Genomic DNA, 16,482 nt, shown 5'->3' with positions numbered 1-16,482 from the left:
GTGCCGTGGGCGCCTCGTGCGCTCGTGCGACGATGCGCCGGTGCCGGATTATCAGTGGTTCGTCCGTATCCACGACGACGACACGACCTCAATGATTGTGGCGCTGTACCTGCTGCACCGCCTGTGTGGTGTCGCCTGGCCGCAGGCCGCGCAGCTGACCGTCGCGGTGCAGCGGAAGGGTTTCGCCGACGTTGCCGCGTGCGCGAGCAGGGACGAGGCCGAGGGTCTCGTCGTGGCCCTGCAACGGGGCGGGCTGCGCGCCACGCTGAGGTGCCGATGAGCCGGGACGAGGCATGGCAGGACGTCACACCGGACTACTTCGACGCCGTCCCATCGGCGGGTGGCGTCGCCGTGCGAATGGGAGCCAACGTCGCGGCGACCCTGCATCACCACGCCGACCGGCTCGTGCGCGCGCTGGAGGAGCCCGGCGACCCGGATGAGATGCTCGCGCGGTTGTTCGGCGACGCCTACCCTGACCGGGCCGCCTCGCAGGACTTCCGCCGCAGGCAGGCCCGCTGGCTACGGGACAGCTCGGCGCCGAGGCGGGTGCGTGACCAGCTCGCCGTCGCGCCCAATCATGTGCTGTCACCGCCCGAGGTGGATGACTGGCTGGTCACCTTCGCGCTGGCCCGCTTCGTCGATGCGCCACCGAGGCGGCGACGGCGGTTGTCCCGGCCCGTCCTTGCGGAGATGTGGTTCAACCACGTGCAGGAGAGTCTCGTGCTCGCCGCGCACCCCGAACTGTTGTGGGAGAACCCTTGACGCCGCTTCAGGGACGGATCACGTACACGATGCCGCCGGGACCGCCCGCGACCCCGCCGCTGGCGGTGTGCCGCTTGGTGCGTTGCCACACGGTCTCGAACTGGTCACGCCGGTAAACGTTGCGCACGCCGTCGTTGGAGTCGGAGGCCGGGTCGTTGACGATGACGTCGCCCTCGGGCGTGAAGCCGATCACCACCATGAGATGACCGTTCGTGCCGTATCCGGCGCCGTCGAGTTCTTTCTCCAGGAAGGACACCGACGTCACGACGGGGATGCCCCGCGCGATGTAGCGTTCGAGCTCGGCCAGGGAATGCAGGCGTGTGACGTGGCCGCGCAGCCCGTAGTGGGCGGCGTAGGCCGTGTTGAACGGCCAGTTCCCCGTGCCCTCGTAGGAGTAGTCATAGGTGTGGCGTGCGGCGTGGGCCACCGTCGGGTCGGGGTAGTCGCCGGGCAGCCACGACAGCTCGGCGGCGTCCGGTCCGCGTCCCCAGTATTCGACGACCATCTCGGTGGAGGTGGGGCTGCACCAGTTCTGGCCGCCCCCGCCGTACTCGGGATAGTTGCCCGTGTGCAGGTTCTGCGCGTAGCGGGGTACGGCCAACTCGATGCCGGAGGCCACCCCCGGCTCGGAGGTCGGTACCGTGAACCGTTCCGGAACGGCCGAGGTCATCGCGCCGAGTGCCCGCACCGTGGGGGTGGCCCGCGACAACTCGGCTCGGTGCAGCGTCACCCGCAGCCGGTACGACTGCAACGCCACGCCGTCGGCGGCGGCGAGCGTGTCCACGTACACGGCGGCGTGCTCGTCGCGCTGCCCGGCCACCGTGGTGCGCTCGATGTCGCCGTCACCGAAGGACCACCTCCCGAGCACGTACCAGGCCGTGAGCTCCCCGCCGCCGGTACGCGCGGACGCCTCGACGGTGATCCAGGTGCCGTCGGGGGTGTCGGCGTTCCAGGAGGCGATGAGTTCGCTGGCGTCGAAGCCGGGCGTGTACCAGGGGGAGGTCCAAGTGCCGTACTCGGAGCCGTCGTCCGCCCGTGAAGGCCGGGTGAGACGCAGACCGGCGGCGGTGGCGCGCACCCCGTCGGCCTCTCCGCGGTGGAAGGCCGAGACGCCGGACCACTCGTGGTAGTCGATCTCCTCGGCTCCGGGTTCCGTTGCCGAGGCCGAGGCGGCCGGGGCGAGTGTGGCCGCGACGGTGACGGCGGCGAGGGCGAACGACAGCAGGCTCCTGCGCATGGCCAGTGATTTTCACCATGCCGTCACGTCTTGTAAACCTCTGTCCGGGTGAGGAGTGCCCCTCGACGCCCATGCTGTTCCCTCGGATCGCGTTCGCGAGATACTGCGAGGTGAGGCCGCGATCGCGGTCCGACCGACCCTTGGTTCGTCCCACGAGGAGACGTGAGTGACTGCTCAGATCGAGACGCACGAGTTCCAGGCCGAGGCCCGGCAGCTTCTGCAGTTGATGGTCCACTCCATTTACTCGAACAAGGACATCTTCCTGCGCGAGCTCATCTCCAACGCCTCCGACGCGCTGGACAAACTGCGCCTTGAGTCCTTCCGCGACAAGAGCATCGAGGGCATCGACATCGATGACCTCCACATCGACCTCGAAGCCGACCGCGCCGCCAGGACGCTCACCGTCCGCGACAACGGCATCGGCATGTCCCGCGACGAGGTGGTCGGCCTCATCGGCACGATCGCGAAGTCGGGAACCGGTGAGCTGATCGAGAAGCTCAGGGCCGCGAGGAAGGCCGAAGGCGGCGACGGCGCCACCGGCGAGCTCATCGGCCAGTTCGGCGTCGGTTTCTACTCGGCGTTCATGGTCGCCGACACGGTCACGCTCGTGACAAGGCGAGCGGGGCGGAGCGAGGCGACCCGCTGGTCGTCCGACGGCACCGGCACCTACACCGTGGAGACGGTCACCGGCGAGGACATCCCCGTGGGCACCTCGGTCACCCTCCACCTCAAGCCCGAGGACCCCGACGACCAGCTCCACGACTACACCTCCGAGCCGGTGCTGAGGGAGATCGTTCGCCGCTATTCCGACTTCGTCACCTGGCCGATCCGGCTGCGGACCGAGAAGATCGAGGACGGCACCACCACGCACGAGTGGGAGACGATCAACTCGCGGAAGGCGCTGTGGGCTCGGCCGAAGGACGAGGTGTCCGAGGAGGAGTACCGCGAGTTCTACAAGCACATCAGCCACGACTGGCTCGACCCGCTGCGCACGGTGTCGGTCAGGGCCGAGGGCACGTTCGAGTACCAGGCGCTGCTGTTCCTGCCGTCCCGCGCGCCGATGGACCTGTACTACCGCGACGCCAAGCGCGGCGTACAACTCTACGTCAAGCGCGTGTTCATCATGGACAACTGTGAGGCGCTGGTCCCCGATTACCTGCGGTTCGTCAAGGGCGTCGTGGACGCGCAGGACCTCTCGCTGAACGTGTCGCGGGAGATCCTGCAACAGGACCGGCACATCCAGCTCATGCGGCGGCGGCTGGTGAAGAAGGTGCTGGGCGCGGTCAAGGAGATGATGACCGACGACAGGGGCCGCTACGACACTTTCTGGAGCGAGTTCGGCCGCGTCGTCAAGGAAGGGCTGGTCGAGGACCCCGACAACCGCAAGGCCATCCTCGACATCTCCTCATTCGCCTCCACCCACTCGGCCGACGAGCTGACGACGCTGCGCGACTACGTGGAGCGAGCGAAGGACGATCAGGACCACATCTACTACCTGACCGGGGCATCGCGGTCCATTGTCGAGAACTCCCCGCACATGGAGGCGTTCCGGGCCAACGGGCTGGAGGTGCTCATCCTCACCGACCCCATCGACGAGTTCTGGGTCGAGCAGGTAGGCGAGTACGAGGGGAAGACGTTCCAGTCGATCGCCAAGGGGCAGGTGGACCTGAAGACCAGCGAGGGTGACGAGCCCGGTTCGGAGAAGGTGGACGAGAGCAGCTTCGACGGAGTGCGGGAATGGCTCGCCGAGACGTTGTCCGACCACGTCAAGGAGGTGCGGCTGTCCCACCGGCTCACGACCTCGCCCGCGTGCCTCGTCGGCGACACCTTCGACATCCCTCCCGCGCTGGCGAAGATGTATCAGCAGGCGGGTCAGGAGGTTCCGATGGCCAAACGCATCCTGGAGCTGAACCCGGATCACGCGCTGGTGACGGGACTTCGCGACGCCCACAAGGCCGGAGCCGATACGGCCGCGCTGGCCGAGACCGCCGAGGTCGTGTACGGGATGGCGCTGCTGGCTGAGGGGAGTGAGCTGCCCGATCCGCAGCGGTTCACCACGCTGCTGGCGAACCGGCTGGCCGGGTCGCTGTAGGGGCGCGGGGTCTCGTTCTCGGTGGCAGGCAGGGAACGAGACCCCGGCACTACAACCGTAGTGCGTTATGGCGAAACGGGTCCGGTCAGGAATCCCGTGTCGGATCACAGTGGACGGTCGTGGCGCGTGACCCGAAGGTGGCACGCTGACTTGACGCTCACCCCGGCCGCGCCGAAGCTGTTGCCCGACGGTTCGGGAGGCGCAGTGACCGATCGCGAGACCAGGCAACCGCCGCGAAGGCCGCGTCGCGGAACCGGCCGCCTTTCCCTGCCGCACTCTCCCCGTCACGGTGCGCGCCGAGCTCGCGCGGCTGCCCGTGCCGCCAGGAGGACCCGTGGAGCGGGATAGGGCCAAGCCGTACGGAAGGTGCGCACCTCCGCACGACCGAGGCGGGTTCTGTCTCACCGAGACCGCGCTGTACTGGCTCGTCCTTCTGGCTCGGCTCCGCCGCACCGAGTTAGCACGGGATCTCGCGGAGCTCGGGATGTACAGCGGGCAGGAACAGGTGCTGCTCCAGCGGTGGGACGGCCGGGGTTTCACGCAGTCGGAACTGGCGGGCCGGGTCCAGGCCGCGCCCGCGACGATCACGAGGATGCTCCAGCGCATGGAACGCGCGGGGCTCGTCCGCCGCGAACGCGGCCGGGGAACGCGGGGCGGCAGGGTGTTCCTCACCGAGCGCGGCTGGGCGGCGCGGGACGCGGCCGAGTCGCTGTGGTTACGGGCGGAGGAACGGCTCGTGGCGAACCTGAGCGGATCGGAATACGCGTCACTGCGGTCTCTGCTCACCAAGCTGGGAGACTGATTATTACCGGCCGACCGTGAACGATATTCAGCTCCGGTCGCGCGAGGGAAGTCGATTAGCTGGCTAAATAACTGGTCTCGACCGGCGTTATACTTGCTCCCCGCCCTCGGGTTTTCGCTTTCGGTTTCGCCGACGTGCTGAACTGGCAACGTTGTCGCGTTTCTTCCGCCCGGTGGCGGTCTGTCGCCGTCGGCGTCGCAACGCTGAGGGGGACGCAGGCCAATGGTCTCGGTGAAGTACCGCGTCGCGGTGGAGACGGAAGCCCTGGGCCCGCACGGGAGCGGCGGGGAACGGGTGGCGACCGCGGTCGTGGTCAGGGTAGGGCGGTGGCGGAAGGACGAGGTGGTCTGAATGTCCGAAGAGCTTCCGTCGCCTGGTGTGCGGGCGGCACCGAGGCAGGCGTGTCCCGCCGAGGTGGAGGGCGCGGGCACGGCATCGCACCGGCGCCAGCCTGGCAGGCCCCGCAGTGAGCGGGCGAGCCGCGCGATCACGCGGGCCGCGCTGGAGTTGTTGCTGGACGGCGTCTCGGTGGACGCGCTGTCGGTCGAGGCCATCGCCGCGAGGGCAGGTGTCGGCAAGGCGACGATCTACCGGCGCTGGCCCAACAAGGAGGCGGTGCTGCTGGAGGCGCTGGAGTCCCTCGCCGAGCCGCAAACGGGGAGCGCGGGAGGTGGCGTGCTCGGCGAGTTGACGGCGATCGTGGAGGAGTTCTGCCGCTGGGCGGAGGAATCGCGGTCGGCGCGCCTGCTGCCCCGGCTGATCGGTGCGCCAGGGCTTCGCGGGCACTACCTGCGGGTGGTGATCGATCCCAGGGTCACCGCGATCCGGGAGGTGCTGGGCAAGGGTGTCCACCGTGGCGTGCTCGCGGCAGACGTTGATGTCGAAACGCTCACGACCCTGATCGTGGGGTCGGTGCTCTGCGGGCTCGTGCTGTGCGAGGAGGCGTCGATGTGGAATCCGGCCGACCGCGCCGCGCACATCGTCGATCACGCCCTCGCCGGGCACCTCACGGATCAGGCGGCGTCCCGGACGGCATGACCGCCTGCCGGGCTGCCCGATCTTGAGCATGCGCGTTCGGCGATGTGATCAGTAGCATGCTGAACGTGCGCCAACGAACGGACGGGCTCGTCTTCCGGATCAACCTCGTCTCGCGGCGGCTGCGCGGAGAGGCGCAACGGCGGCTGCTGCCGCACGGCGTGCACTCGGGGCAGGAGTCCATCCTCGGCTGTCTCTGGGAACGTGACGGGCTGACGCCGGGCGAGATCGCGGCGCGGATCTCCGTCGAGGCTCCCACGGTGACCCGTGCCGTGCGGCGCATGACGGACGCCGGTCTCGTCCGCGTGGACGGTGACCGGGACGACGGAAGGCGCGTCAGAGTGTGGTTGACGGCGCGGGGGGCGACCCTGAGGCACGCCGTCGATGAGGTCACCCGGAACCTGGAGGCCGACGCGCTGGCGACCCTGTCCGGTGAGGAGCGAACGCAGTTGCTCGACCTGCTGGGGCGTATCGAGACCGCGCTGCTTTCGCGCCGGTCCTGATCCGCGGCGACGCTGAAACGACCCTCACTCGTTTCTTTTTCCGGTAATTCGCACCTGTCTCGTTCATGAATTCCGGTCATCCATTTCCCGTATTGACATTCCATTTCTCCGTGCGCGAGCCTGGAAAAGCGAATTGGTCGGGAAGGTGTTCGGGACGGCTCTCGGGAAATCGCGTTCCGGCGATTCGCCGAGACTTCCACCGCTTCGTGTGCACGGTGTCGAAGGTGGCGGAGGAACCGACGCGGCTACCAGGCCGTGGCCTCGACCGGAGGTGAGGAACATGACCGAAAGAGCTGGGTTCCGTGTGTTGTTCCTGCTCACCCTGAAACCGGGAGCGCAGGAGCGGTTCCTCGCGGCCTATGAGGCCGTGCGCTGGGCCGTGGCGCGCGTTCCCGGCCATCTCGGCGACCAGGTGTGCCAGTCCACAGAGGACCCTGAGGAGTGGCTGCTGACCAGTCAATGGCGCAGCGCCGAGGACTTCCTCGCCTGGGAACGCACGCCGGAGCACCGTGCGCTGGCCGCGCCCATGCTGGCGGCCGTGGCGCGGCGACGATCCCAGCGCTACGTCGTGCGTCGCGACACCGTCGGAAGAACCGGGAACCGCCGCGCCGAACCCGCAGCCGGAACCGCAGACCTGGAGGGATGATCCATGGAACGACACGCTCTGACTTTCCGGGTGCTGCGGGGAAGTGAGGACAGGGTCCGCCGCGTGCTCGCCGCATACCCGCGTCCGGAAACCGAGATCGGAAACGGCTGCCGGTTGCTCTCGACAACGGTGTTCCTGTGGGACAACCGCGTCGTCAGGGTGATCGACGTGGAGGGCCCGCTCGCGGCTGTGGCGGGACACCTGGCGAGCGACCCCGCGATCCGGAGGACCGAAGAGGAGCTGAACCCGTTTCTGGTGCTGCCGCGTGACTTCAGCGATCCGGAGTCGGTGGGCCGGTTCTTCCGCCGTGCCTTGATGACGCGGGTGGTGCACCACCGGGTCAGGAGAGAGTCACCGGAATCCGATGGCGGCCGGACGCGCGTGGCTCTGCGCTATCCCGTTCGCCCGGGCCGGGGTGAGGCGGCGGCCCGCCTCTTCGCCTGGGGCCAGTCCCTTCCGCTGGGGACAGCCCTCGGCACGGCGCTCGTGGACACGACGGTGTTCCGCAAGGGAGACCTCGTGATCCGGGTGCTCGACGTCGAGGGCGATCCCGACGAGGCTCTCGACCGGCTCGGCCCCGTGGTCCTCGGAGGACCGACCGCGCCCGCGCTGACCGAGCTGCTCGAACCCGGCTGGAACCTCGGCACGGCGGCAGGCCGCGCGAGGTTCCTCGCCGAGCAACGCATGACCGTGGTGACCCACCGCGAGGCGGGGGATGTCGCGGGCGGTTCCGCCCCAGGACCGGGGCCTGCCGAGTTGTCGCCGAACTGAGCAGGGGAGACATCATGCCGGACGAGACCGAGCCCTCGGTGCGGACAGCCGCTGACGGCGTGCACCGACGTCGGCCCGAACGCCTCGTGGTTCGTGTGCGCGAGGCGGACATCGCCGCCGACCACCGCAGAGGCGGGGTGATCCGCACGATGCTGAGTCCCCGCAACGCAGGTTCGGTGTCCGGCTTCCTCGGGGTGGCCAGGCTGGAGCCGGGGGAACGCATCGCCGAGCACTATCACCCGTACTCGGAGGAATTCCTGTACGTGGCCGACGGCGAGCTGACCGTCGATCTCGACGGTGAGCCGTGGAATCTGGAGTGCTGCTCGGCGCTGCTGATCCCACCAGGAACCCGGCACCGGCTCCGCAACGAGGGGCCCGTGCCAGCCCGCGTGGTGTTCCAGCTCGGCCCGCTCGCTCCCCGGCCCGAACTCGGGCACGTGGACACGGAGCCGTCCACCACGTCAGGAGGACGTGACGGAGGTGGCACATGATCCGGAGGGTCGCCGTGACAGGGCTGGGCGTCGTGGCCCCCGGTGGCGCGGGAGTGAGGGCGTTCTGGGACCTGCTCACCGCCGGCACCACCGCGACGAGGGGCATCACGCTGTTCGACCCGAGTGGTTTCCGGTCGCGGATCGCCGCCGAGTGCGACTTCGATCCGCTCGCCGAGGGACTCGACCCCGCCGACGTCGCCCGCCTCGACCGGCACGTGCAGTTCGGGCTCGTGGCGGCGCGGGAGGCCGTGGACGACTCCGGACTCGAACTCGACGCCGTTGACCCGTGGCGGGTGGGGGTGAGCATGGGAACCGCTGTGGGCTCGACGATCCGGCTCGAACGGGGATACGTCGAGGTCTCCGGCGGCGGGGCCGAATGGCTCGTCGATCCGGGGCGCGCCGATCCGTTCCTGTACCACGCGCTGGTGCCCAGCACGCTCGCGGCGGAGGTAGCCGACGCGCACGGTGCGCGAGGGCCCGTGCGCACCGTCTCGACCGGATGCACGTCGGGCCTCGACGCGGTCGGCTACGGGGCGATGGCCGTCGAGGACGGCGCGGCGGACGTGGTGATCGCGGGGGCCGCCGACGCGCCGATCTCGCCGATCACGGTGGCGTGTTTCGACGCCATCAAGGCGACCAGCGCCCGCAACGACGAGCCCGCGCGGGCGAGCAGGCCCTTCGACGCGCTGCGCGACGGGTTCGTGCTCGGCGAGGGCGCGGCGGTGCTCGTGCTGGAGGAGCTGGGCAGGGCGCGGCGGCGGGGCGCGCGGGTGTACTGCGAGGTCGCCGGGTTCGCGACGTTCGGCAACGCCTACCACATGACCGGGCTGACGGCGGAGGGTGCGGAGCTGGCGAGGGCGATCACGGCGGCGTTGCGGGCGGCGAAGGCAGAGCCCTGGGAGGTCGGCTACGTCAACGCGCACGGGTCGAGCACGAAGCAGAACGACCGGCACGAGACGGCGGCGGTGAAGCGCAGTCTCGGCGAGCACGCGTACCGGACGCCGATGAGCTCCATCAAGTCGATGATCGGGCATTCCCTCGGCGCGATCGGCAGCCTCGAACTCGTGGCCTGTGTGCTGGCGATCGACACCGGGGTGGTGCCACCGACGGCGAACTACGAGCACCGTGACCCCGAGTGCGATCTGGACTACGTGCCGCGCGAGGCGCGCGAGCGGCAGGTCGATCTGGTGCTCAGCGTGGGCAGTGGGTTCGGCGGTTTCCAGTCGGCTGTCGTGCTGGACGCGGCAGGCAGGAGGGCCCGATGAGCGACGTGGTGATCACCGGGCTCGGCGTGGTGGCCCCGACGGGAACGAGCGCCGAGGACTTCTGGCGGTCGGCATTGGCAGGCGCGTGCGGTGTGCGGCGTATCAGCCGGTTCGACCCCGGCCGCTACCCGGTCCGGTACGCGGGCGAGGTGACGCGGTTCGACCCGGCGGGCTCCCTCGACCCCCGGATCGTGGTGCAGACGGATCTGTGGACGCAGTTCGCGCTGGAGGCCACCTGGCAGGCGCTGGCCTCCGCCGCGCTGGGTCCACAATGCTGGGACGGCTCCGGTGACCTCGGCAGCTTCGACGTCGGGGTGACCACCTCGGCCGGGTCGGGCGGCAACGCGTTCGGGCAGCGGGAGATCGAGGCGCTCTGGGCTCGCGGCCCTCGCCACGTCGGCCCCTACCAGTCCATCGCATGGTTCTACGCGGCCTCGACGGGGCAGATCTCGATCGCCAACACGATGCGGGGCCCGTGCGCGGTGGTGAGCAGCGAGTCGGCAGGCGGGCTGGATGCCGTGGCGCACGCCAGGCTCGCCGTCCGGCGCGGGTGCCGGGTGCAGGTCTGCGGCGGCACCGAGGCGCCGATCAGCCCGTACGCGCTCACCTGCCAGTGGCGCTCGGGACTGCTCAGCGAGCGTGACGACCCTCAGGCGTACCGCCCGTTCGCCCACGACGCCTCGGGTTACGTGCCGGGTGAGGGCGGCGCGGTGCTGGTGCTGGAGAACGCCGGGCACGCGCGAGCCCGTGGGGTCCGCGCACTCGCGGCGGTGGCAGGGCATGCGGCGACGTTCACGGGTCCACAGCAGGCTGTGGGAGACACCGACTACTGGCGGCACACCTCGGAGGCGACGGCCGCCGCGATCCGGCTGGCGCTTCAACAAGCCCGCGTGCCGCCCACCGGCATCGACGCCGTGTTCGCCGACGGGATGGCGGTGCCGCAGGCCGACGCGGCCGAGATCGCCGCGCTGCGGCTCGCTCTCGGCCCCTCGTTCGACCGTGTGCCGGTGACGGCGGTGGCGGCGGGACTCGGCCGCGCGTACTCGGCGGCAGGCGCGTTCGCGGTGGCCGCCGCGGCCCTGGCGCTGCGCGACGGCGTGGTACCGCCGACACCGGGACTCACCGCGAATGAGGTCGCCGTGCCTGCCGACGTGGTCACCGGCGCGCCCCGCAGCGGACCGCTCCGGCACGTCCTGGTGCTCGCGCGAGGCTTCGGCGGATTTAGCTCCGCAGTCGTACTCGCATCGGCCACGGACTCGGAAGGAATGACCGGGAGAAGGAGGACACCATGAGTGGAGCGAACAGCCACAGGGAGATCACGGCGGAGGAACTCGGCGAGCTGCTGTCAGCCACCGGCGGGCTCCGCATCGATCAGTCCGATGTGGACTCGGCGACGACGTTCGACGAACTCGGGCTCGATTCGCTGGCACTGCTCGGCGTGATCACGGCCGTCGAGCGGGAACGCGGTGTCGCCCTGCCCACCGAGGCGCAGGAGGCGCGATCCGTGCGGGAATTCCTCGCGATTCTCAACGACACCCTGCGGAAGGCGGCCTGACATGCCGGGACACACGGAGAACCACGTGATCGTCAACGCCCCGATGGACCTCGTGTGGGCGAGAACCAACGACGTCGCGGACTGGCCGAACCTGTTCACGGAGTACGCGAAGGCCGAGGTGCTTCAGGACGCGGGCGACCGCGTCCGCTTCCGCCTGACCATGGTTCCCGACGAACAGGGCAGGGTCTGGTCGTGGGTGTCGGAGAGGGAACTCGATCCCGCGACCCGCACGGTGGTGGCGCGCCGGATCGAGACAGGGCCGTTCGAGTACATGCGGATTCGCTGGACCTACCACGAGGTCGAAGGCGGTGTGCTCATGCGATGGACCCAGGACTTCGCGATGAAACCGGACGCCCCGATCGACGACGAGGGTATGACCGAGCGGATCAACGCCAACACACCGGTCCAGATGAACGCCGTCAAGCGGGTGCTGGAGGCGGAGGCCGCCGCCATGCCACCGTTGCAGGGTCCCCTCGCGCCGGGCAGGGAGACGTTGTGAACCCCGCTCCTCGCACGATGTCAACCCCGAGGGCGCACGCGGGTCCCCTCGCGCAGGGCAAGGAGAAGGTGTGAACCGCACATTGATCGTCGCGAGGATGGACGAGGCCGACAGCGAGGCGGTCGCGGCGCTGTTCGCCGAATCCGACGCTGGCCCCCTTCCCGCGAGGGTGGGTGTCCGCGCGCGCACCCTGTTCCGTTTCCACGGCTTGTACTTCCACCTGATCGAGGCGGACGGCGATGTCGGCACCAGGGTCGAACGGGTACGCAGCGACCCCGATGTCAGCGAGTTCCGTGACCTCAGCGCCGCCCTCGACGCCTACATCCGCCCGTTCGACCCCGAGACGTGGCGCTCGCCCTCGGACGCGATGGCCACGCCGTTCTACCACTGGCGCGCCACACCCTGACCCGGCCGGCCCACCGGCGTGTCCGCACTTCCTGCACGCGTGTCCGCACTTCCTGCACGCGTGTCCGCACTTCCTGCACGCGTGTCCGCACTTCCCGCACGGGAGTCCACGGCGTCGGTGCGGCCACGAGCCTGCCCGGCGCGTGGCGTGGCCTGTGCTGGCCTGTACCGGGCCGCGCCGGGCCGGGCCGGGCAGCCTCCTGGGATGCGGTCACCCGGCGCAGGCCCTGGTGCGCGACGCCGCTCGGACCGAGCCAAGCTGCACCGGACCCGGCCTCGCCGTGCGAGCGGTGGACGTTCAGTCGCGCGGCAGCAGCACGACTCCGTCGTCGTCGGCGTGGAGCACGTCACCGGGCACGAACGTGACCCCGCCGAACCCCACGGGCACGTCGATCGCTCCCCGGCTCGCCTTCGCGCTCTTGCGCGGGTTGGTGCCGAGTGCCTTGATGCCGATCGGCATCGTGGCGAGCGCGGCGCTGTCGCGCACGGCGCCGTTGATGACGAGACCCGACCAGCCGTTCTCGACCGCGGAGGCGGCGATGAGGTCGCCGGTGAGCGCGGTGTGCAACGACCCCCCGCCGTCCACCACCAGCACGCAGCCTTCCCCCGGAGTGCGCAGCAGCTCCCGCACCAGGCCGTTGTCCTCGTGGCAGGAGATCGTGCGGACGCGCCCGCAGAAGGAGCGGCGCCCTCCGAACTGCCGGAACTGGGTGTCGCACACCGAGAGCCGGTCTCCGTGCTCATCGACGAGGTCGGCGGTGGGCAGTGGTGTCACCGGTGTCACCGGCGTGGTCGCATCGGTCACCGTGGGCCTTTCGTCGTACGGTCGCGAGTGCGCCCATCCTGCACCGCACCGGCAAGGGAGGGAAACACGAGTGCGACCGTGATCGCGCGTGACCGGCATCTCGCCGTCCCGTCAGTGGGGCCACACGTGAGGGTGCGGGAGACGGTCAGTGGGGGGCCCTGGCCTGAGCGGCGGGAAGCAGCCGGGGATGGGCCGGGGTCGGCCACTCCATCAACAGCAGTGTCGCGTCGTCGGAGAGCCTGCCTTCCTGGTGGTCGAGCACGGCATGGGTGACCCTGCGTAACGTCTCCGGAGCGGGCAACCCCGCGGCGTTGTGGCGCTCCACGGTGTCCACAAGGCGGGCGAGGCCGAAATGCTCACCTCGCGTGTTCCTGGCCTCGGTCACCCCGTCGGTGTACAGCAGCAGGCGGTCGCCGCGTTGCAGGCGTTCGGAGGCAGGCGGTGGGGCGGGATTGCCGGTGTCGAGGTGCTGAAGGCCCAGCGGAAGACGCCGCCCGTGGACGAGTTCCTTCGCCATGCGGCCGCTGCGCAGCAGCACCGGCGGCGGATGCCCGGCGTTGATGTAGGTCAGCACACCGGTCGCGAAGTCGAGTTGCATGAGCACGGCCGTGGAGAACCGGCTGTGTGATGTGTTGGCGCGGACGACTTCGTCGGCGCGGGTGGCGATCTCGCTGAGATCGCAGCCCAAGCGGCGCGCGTGGCGGGTCGCGGCCAGCGCCGTCGAGCACACCAGACCCGCTTGGAGGTCGTGTCCGGTGGCGTCGAAGGCGGCGACGTAGCCGACGCCTCCGCTGGAGTCGTAGTCGAAGCCGTCGCCACCGGCCTCGTCGTAATATTCCACCACGGCGCTGACCGTCATGTCCGGGGTCGCGAAGGTCTGCGGAGGCAACAGCTGCCACAGCAGCTCGGCGGACGCCGACAGCGGCCTCGGCCTGCGCAGCCGGTTCAGGGTGTCGCTCTGCGCGAGCTTGGACATCACCGTCTGACCGAGTGCGCCGCCGAGTGCCCAGCAGCATTGGTGCAGGCCAGGATCGTCGGCGTCGGCGTCCTCCGGCAGCACGAGGTAGAGCACCCCGAGACGGTGGGCGCCGTCGAGCATCGGCACCCACAACGCGGGACGGCCGGTGCGCCGGTCTTTCACGGGCAGGATCTCGACGAGCCGGAACGCGCGGCCCGCGACGGTCGAGCCGATCGGGACGGGGTCACCACCGTCCAGGGAACGCAGGTGCCGCTGGGGAAGATCGACGAGATAGGGCCGGGCGGCCATGCCAAGGCCCGCGACGGCGTCATCGACGATCGTCGCCAGGTCCTCGCCTCCTGCGAGGTGAGCACGGTCGATCACGTCGCTGAGCGCGGTGAACCACGTCGCGGTCACGTCTCCACGGTAGGTGTCGCGGAGGCGTTCCACTGGGGACGTTGGTCTCCTCTCCTGCGCTTCGCCCGGTATGAGTCCGCGACGTCAGGGGTATCCGGCCGCCCGTGGGAGGAGGGCGCGGCGTGAGGTGGGACTGGGCAGCCCCCGCCACCGGTTCCGGTCGCGAAGGAAGGCGGTCGTAGCGTGCTCGCGGTCGCTGTGGCGCTCGCGGTGGCCGGGGCGTTGTTCATCGCGATCGGCTCCGCGATGCAGGAGCGGGTCGTGGTCGGCATGCGGTTTCTCGGCGGGAGGGGCGTGCGGTGGCTGCTGCGGCTCGTGCGGCAACCCCGGTGGCTGCTCGGCGCCGCGTTCGCGGGACTGGGAGTCGGCCTGCACGTGCTGGCACTCAGTCAGGGGCCGGTCAGCGTCATCCAGCCGGTGGGCACCGTCGGGCTGCTGTTCGCGCTGATCGTCAAGGCAGTGCTCGACCGTCGCAGGCCCGGTCGTTCTCAGCTGGTGGGGGGAGCCGCCATCGTGGTGGGTCTGGTGGGGTTGCTGTTCGCGCTGCCGCCGGGTCCGAAGGGCGCGGGACTCGCGACGCAGGCCGCCGTGCTGCTCACCGCGGCCACCCTCGTCGTGGCGGGGACCGCGGTGGGGCTCTCGTGGCTTGCGGACTCACGCAGCGTGCGGTCGGCGGCGTTGGCGTTCGCCGCGGGGACCACGTTCGGGGTCGGCTCGGCGTTGGTGGGCGTCGTGGGACACCGCATGCTCACCGATCCGTCCGCGATCGCCGACTGGCTCACCCTTCTGGTGGTCGTGTTGCTCACGACGGGAGGACTCGCCCAGCAGCACGCGTACCGTATGCGGCGTTTCGCGCTGACCTTCGCCATGCTGGAGATCGCGGACCCGGTCGCGGCCGCGACGGTCGGCGTGCTCGTCCTGGGCGAGCCCGCGCCCGGCACGGCAGCGGCGGCGGCCTGGATGGCGCTGTCGGCCACCGGCATCGTGGCCGGTGTCGCCGGGATCGCCCGCTCCTACCTGCAAACCCCGGGACACAGTGATCATGCGCGTGTTGATGGCGACCGACACCTACCCTCCTGACGTCAGCGGAAGCTCCTTCTTCGCACACCGCCTCGCGTCCGGGCTCGCAAGGCGCGGGCACGAGGTGCATGTGGTGTGCGCGTCGGAGACGGGCCCGCGCAAGGTCGTGCGGGACTCGGGAGTGTGGCTGCACCGGCTCGGTTCGGCGCGGCTGCTGATTCATCCGAGTGTGCGGTTCGTGCCGCCGCCCGGCGTACCGGCGCTACTGCGCAGGCTCGTCGCGGCGGTGGCGCCGGATGTGGTGCACACGCAGGACCACTTCACGATCGGCAGGGCCGCCGTGCGGGCGGCGAGGCGGCACGGCGTGCCCGTCGTCGCGACCAACCACTTCATGCCGGACAACCTGCTTCCCTACCTCCCGCGTCACCTGCATCGGACGGTGTCCGACGTGGCGTGGCGGGATTTCCGCAGGGTGTACGACCGGGCCGATCACGTCACCACCCCGACGAACGCGGCGGCGGCCCTGCTCGCCGAGAACGGCTTCGGCCTGCCAGTAGAGGCCGTCTCGTGTGGCGTGGACACGCGACGGTTCTCCCCGCCCGAAACCCCGAGGGCGGGATTCCGCGGTGAGCTGGGGCTGCCTGACGCGCCCACGGTGGTCTACGTCGGCAGGCTCGACGCGGAGAAACGGCTCGACGAGCTGATCAGAGCATTGCCGACGGTGACCGGTCCCGACACGCAGCTCGTGCTGGCCGGCACCGGAACGCGGCGAGCGGATCTCGAACGGCTCTGCGAGCGGGAGGGCGTCGCCCACCGGGTGCGGTTCCTCGGGTTCGTGCCCGGCGAGCGGCTCCCGATGGTGTACCGGGCCGCGGACGTGTTCGCGATCCCGGGTGTCGCCGAGTTGCAGAGCATCGCGACGCTGGAAGCGCTGGCGTGCGGACTCCCTGTCGTCGCGGCGAATGCTGTGGCCCTGCCTCACCTGGTGTCGCAGGGGGACAACGGGTACCTCGTGGAGCCTGGTGACGTGGCAGGGCTCGGCGCCGCACTCGACGCGATCCTGACTTCGGCGGACCTCCGGCGCCGCATGGGAGGCGTCAGCAGGGCGATCGCCCTCGCCCACGACGAGCAGCGCACGCTGGCGCGGTTCGAGGAGATCTACCGCAGCGTCGTGCGAACTCGCGCCTACCGGGGGTGACGAGACGAGGTGTCTGAGGCC

19 protein-coding genes are annotated in these 16,482 nt (G+C 70.2%); 16 read left to right on the top strand and 3 right to left on the bottom strand.

The genetic code is table 11. The features are described from left to right. Positions 1–40: 40 nt before the first annotated feature. Positions 41–280 carry an ATP-dependent Clp protease adaptor ClpS gene (locus tag SACXIDRAFT_RS22580; RefSeq protein WP_232285360.1) on the top strand — a complete coding sequence of 80 codons (240 nt, stop codon included), beginning with the start codon at positions 41–43 and terminating at the stop codon, positions 278–280. Further along, positions 277–762, top strand: a complete 486-nt coding sequence (locus SACXIDRAFT_RS21500) for a DUF2017 family protein (protein ID WP_006240796.1) — start codon at positions 277–279, stop codon at positions 760–762. Before SACXIDRAFT_RS22580 ends, SACXIDRAFT_RS21500 begins: the two co-directional genes overlap by 4 nt. Before the next feature lie 7 nt (positions 763–769). Here the strand turns inward: SACXIDRAFT_RS21500 and SACXIDRAFT_RS21495 are convergent, their stop codons facing one another. Beyond that, positions 770–1,999 (bottom strand): C39 family peptidase, encoded by a 1,230-nt coding sequence (locus tag SACXIDRAFT_RS21495; RefSeq protein WP_006240795.1) that lies wholly within the window; start codon positions 1,997–1,999, stop codon positions 770–772. A 166-nt stretch (positions 2,000–2,165) separates the two neighbouring features. Between SACXIDRAFT_RS21495 and htpG the strand changes: the two genes are divergently transcribed. The 12 genes from htpG to SACXIDRAFT_RS21435 all read left to right on the top strand — a co-directional run bounded on the left by htpG (position 2,166) and on the right by SACXIDRAFT_RS21435 (position 12,064). Further along, complete coding sequence (htpG, locus tag SACXIDRAFT_RS21490; protein ID WP_006240794.1) at positions 2,166–4,091, top strand: molecular chaperone HtpG; 1,926 nt, start codon at positions 2,166–2,168, stop codon at positions 4,089–4,091. Positions 4,092–4,425: 334 nt separating this feature from the next. Then, entirely contained in the window at positions 4,426–4,893 is a 468-nt protein-coding gene (locus SACXIDRAFT_RS21485) for a MarR family winged helix-turn-helix transcriptional regulator (RefSeq protein WP_006240793.1), read from the top strand. Between the two features lie 351 nt (positions 4,894–5,244). Beyond that, entirely contained in the window at positions 5,245–5,931 is a 687-nt protein-coding gene (locus SACXIDRAFT_RS21480; protein ID WP_006240791.1) for a TetR/AcrR family transcriptional regulator, read from the top strand. Between the two features lie 56 nt (positions 5,932–5,987). Next, entirely contained in the window at positions 5,988–6,431 is a 444-nt protein-coding gene (locus SACXIDRAFT_RS21475; protein ID WP_006240790.1) for a MarR family winged helix-turn-helix transcriptional regulator, read from the top strand. A gap of 280 nt (positions 6,432–6,711) precedes the next feature. Further along, the gene (locus SACXIDRAFT_RS21470; RefSeq protein WP_040922323.1) at positions 6,712–7,077 is read left to right on the top strand and encodes an antibiotic biosynthesis monooxygenase family protein; all 366 of its coding nucleotides are present in this window, start codon (positions 6,712–6,714) and stop codon (positions 7,075–7,077) included. A 3-nt stretch (positions 7,078–7,080) separates the two neighbouring features. Beyond that, positions 7,081–7,848, top strand: a complete 768-nt coding sequence (locus SACXIDRAFT_RS21465) for a SchA/CurD-like domain-containing protein (protein ID WP_040922322.1) — start codon at positions 7,081–7,083, stop codon at positions 7,846–7,848. Positions 7,849–7,862: 14 nt separating this feature from the next. Continuing rightward, the gene (locus tag SACXIDRAFT_RS21460) at positions 7,863–8,339 is read left to right on the top strand and encodes a cupin domain-containing protein (protein ID WP_006240789.1); all 477 of its coding nucleotides are present in this window, start codon (positions 7,863–7,865) and stop codon (positions 8,337–8,339) included. Then, on the top strand, positions 8,336–9,604 hold the full coding sequence (locus SACXIDRAFT_RS21455) for a beta-ketoacyl-[acyl-carrier-protein] synthase family protein (RefSeq protein ID WP_006240788.1): 1,269 nt from the start codon (positions 8,336–8,338) through the stop codon (positions 9,602–9,604). Before SACXIDRAFT_RS21460 ends, SACXIDRAFT_RS21455 begins: the two co-directional genes overlap by 4 nt. Continuing rightward, the gene (locus SACXIDRAFT_RS21450; protein ID WP_006240787.1) at positions 9,601–10,896 is read left to right on the top strand and encodes a beta-ketoacyl synthase N-terminal-like domain-containing protein; all 1,296 of its coding nucleotides are present in this window, start codon (positions 9,601–9,603) and stop codon (positions 10,894–10,896) included. Before SACXIDRAFT_RS21455 ends, SACXIDRAFT_RS21450 begins: the two co-directional genes overlap by 4 nt. After that, complete coding sequence (locus SACXIDRAFT_RS21445) at positions 10,893–11,159, top strand: acyl carrier protein (protein ID WP_006240786.1); 267 nt, start codon at positions 10,893–10,895, stop codon at positions 11,157–11,159. Before SACXIDRAFT_RS21450 ends, SACXIDRAFT_RS21445 begins: the two co-directional genes overlap by 4 nt. Before the next feature lies 1 nt (position 11,160). Further along, a complete protein-coding gene (locus SACXIDRAFT_RS21440; RefSeq protein ID WP_006240785.1) occupies positions 11,161–11,658 on the top strand; it encodes an SRPBCC family protein in 498 nt (165 codons plus the stop codon). Between the two features lie 70 nt (positions 11,659–11,728). After that, positions 11,729–12,064: a TcmI family type II polyketide cyclase gene (locus SACXIDRAFT_RS21435; protein ID WP_006240784.1), complete on the top strand. Its 336-nt coding sequence runs from the start codon at positions 11,729–11,731 to the stop codon at positions 12,062–12,064. Between the two features lie 297 nt (positions 12,065–12,361). On the opposite strand, the gene rraA is transcribed toward SACXIDRAFT_RS21435, so the two are convergent. Together rraA and SACXIDRAFT_RS21425 are read right to left on the bottom strand one after the other, a co-directional pair. Next, positions 12,362–12,868 (bottom strand): ribonuclease E activity regulator RraA, encoded by a 507-nt coding sequence (gene rraA, locus SACXIDRAFT_RS21430; protein WP_006240783.1) that lies wholly within the window; start codon positions 12,866–12,868, stop codon positions 12,362–12,364. A 145-nt stretch (positions 12,869–13,013) separates the two neighbouring features. After that, entirely contained in the window at positions 13,014–14,243 is a 1,230-nt protein-coding gene (locus tag SACXIDRAFT_RS21425; protein WP_040922876.1) for a PP2C family protein-serine/threonine phosphatase, read from the bottom strand. Positions 14,244–14,426: 183 nt separating this feature from the next. On the opposite strand from SACXIDRAFT_RS21425, the gene SACXIDRAFT_RS21420 reads away from it, so the two are divergent. Then, on the top strand, positions 14,427–15,323 hold the full coding sequence (locus SACXIDRAFT_RS21420; RefSeq protein ID WP_006240781.1) for a DMT family transporter: 897 nt from the start codon (positions 14,427–14,429) through the stop codon (positions 15,321–15,323). Beyond that, positions 15,286–16,461 carry a glycosyltransferase gene (locus tag SACXIDRAFT_RS21415; protein ID WP_006240780.1) on the top strand — a complete coding sequence of 392 codons (1,176 nt, stop codon included), beginning with the start codon at positions 15,286–15,288 and terminating at the stop codon, positions 16,459–16,461. The genes SACXIDRAFT_RS21420 and SACXIDRAFT_RS21415 overlap by 38 nt, the downstream gene beginning before the upstream one ends. Positions 16,462–16,482 lie beyond the last annotated feature (21 nt).

Source organism: Saccharomonospora xinjiangensis XJ-54 (genome assembly GCF_000258175.1).
Classification (GTDB): Bacteria; Actinomycetota; Actinomycetes; order Mycobacteriales; family Pseudonocardiaceae; genus Saccharomonospora; species Saccharomonospora xinjiangensis.
This window is presented reverse-complemented; position numbering and strand designations above follow the sequence as displayed.